We start from the raw sequence: 1,853 nt of genomic DNA, 5'->3' as shown, positions 1-1,853 counted from the left end.
ATTTGCTTTATGCAAACGCCACCTACCCATTTTATAAAAATAAAATGAGCAAAAGATCTTTCTTTTTGTCATACAAAAAGAAGAAAAAAAAGAGACGATTTTCTTCTTCCGAAATCGTCCCTCTTTTTTCTAAAACCATGGATGAACGAACAAAAAATCTCTCGTATTTTGTTTGTTCATCCACTAAAAATATGCGAACAGTATGGCTTCATTCAATCCTGTTCTTACAAGTCAAAAGCATTGAATCGTCCTTGGACGATTCAACAAAAAAAGTAGTTGTTTTTGGACGACTACTAAGTTCTAAACATTCATTACCCATAATCAATTTGGTCTAACATCGTTTCTCGACTAGCTTGATCTAATCCAAGATACGTTAAGGTCATAGCTTCACTTGAATGGTTTAATAAATGCATCACTAAACCAATATTATAGTTTGACTGCGTATAGACCCGATAAGCGCCTGTTTTACGCATGGTATGCGTTCCTAGATAGTTAATTCCTACTTATTGTCGGCGGAGCTGGACGCTTCTTTCACAACCTCTATCCTCGATCTTTTTGGTCATACACTTCTTTGACGTTGATAAATTGATCAAGTATTGGATTTTCTCCTTTTAGGTCAGCTTCGAAACGGATACCGTCAATATTGATTCTGGCGTTACGGTAGTAGTCAGTTCCTAGTTGTCCCCATGCAGGAGTTGAGGCATCGACATTGCAGAAGATATCAAATCCTTGTTGTTTCAAGTAAGCAAATTTTTGATTTGCTTCAGAATAAGGTTGCCAATCGCTGATGTCAGCGCCAAATGGGTAGATCAAAATATTTGTTTTGCCTAAAATAGGTGCAACTTCATTTTGCCAACGTTCATTATCTTGTTGGATATCGGCTAAAGAAGCTTGTGTCATATTCAAGTGTCCCCAAGTATGAGAAGCAAAACTCCAACCATCTTTCTTTAATTGATCAGCAACTTTTTTGGCTGCTTCGATTTCTTTGTTTGTTTTTTCGTTATCACCATATTCTGATTTTGATGTACGGTAACCTAATACACCATTATAGCCTGTTAAAGCTAATGTTCCTTTGGCGCCTTGATAAGAAAAATCGGGATGTTTTTTAATGAATGAATCGATCAATGGAACCATATCATAGTCACCAACAGTTTCCTTCTTATTGTCGATATAAATATTCTTGATTTGGTTCTGTTTATCGACAATCAACTTACTTGGAAATCCTGAATTGTCCATGTATTCATAATAGCTGACATCGTCTTGCGAAAGAATTAACGGTTTCTTTCCTTCTGGAAGAGAAACACCTGTAAAGGTCAGTTTTCCATCTGTTCCTTTTTTGACTAATCCATTTAGATTAACAAGAACATAGTTATTTTTATATAACTGATCAATGGTTTTATTGAATTCGGAAATAGTGACCATATAATCTTTATACCCTTGTGCTTGCTGGGTATGAAAAGCCTTAGCTGGATCAACAATCAGACTATGAAAGAAGACGTGTGAGATTTTGGTCGGGTCTTCCCATTTTACCAAGGATTCTTTTTCTTTTTTCAAAGTTGCTAACAATTGTTGCGCTTCTTTGGCGTCGTCTTTTTCAAGTAAGGCGATGGCTTCATCATAATGATAACTTGCAGCAAGCTGTTTTGCTTGATCAAGCTGTTTCGTCGTTTGTTTATCTTCAACAGGTTTTGAGCTGCTGCTTGAGTGTTGAGTTGTTTGACTAGTGTTTTCTAATTTATTGTTTGTTACTGCTTGTGTAACAAAAAAGATACTTACACCTAGAATAATAACAGTGCATACAGAAGTGACAGCCAATATGATTTTGTGTGTATGTTTCATTTTATCGTCCCCTA

General features: G+C 35.9%; 1 protein-coding gene. It reads right to left on the bottom strand.

What is annotated here, in order from left to right:
- Positions 1-540: 540 nt before the first annotated feature.
- A partial coding sequence (locus ACWD3C_RS48470; protein WP_451155211.1) for a polysaccharide deacetylase family protein occupies positions 541-1,853 on the bottom strand: 1,313 nt, incomplete at its 5' end.

This window comes from Streptomyces sp. NPDC002845, from assembly GCF_053591955.1.
This window is presented reverse-complemented; position numbering and strand designations above follow the sequence as displayed.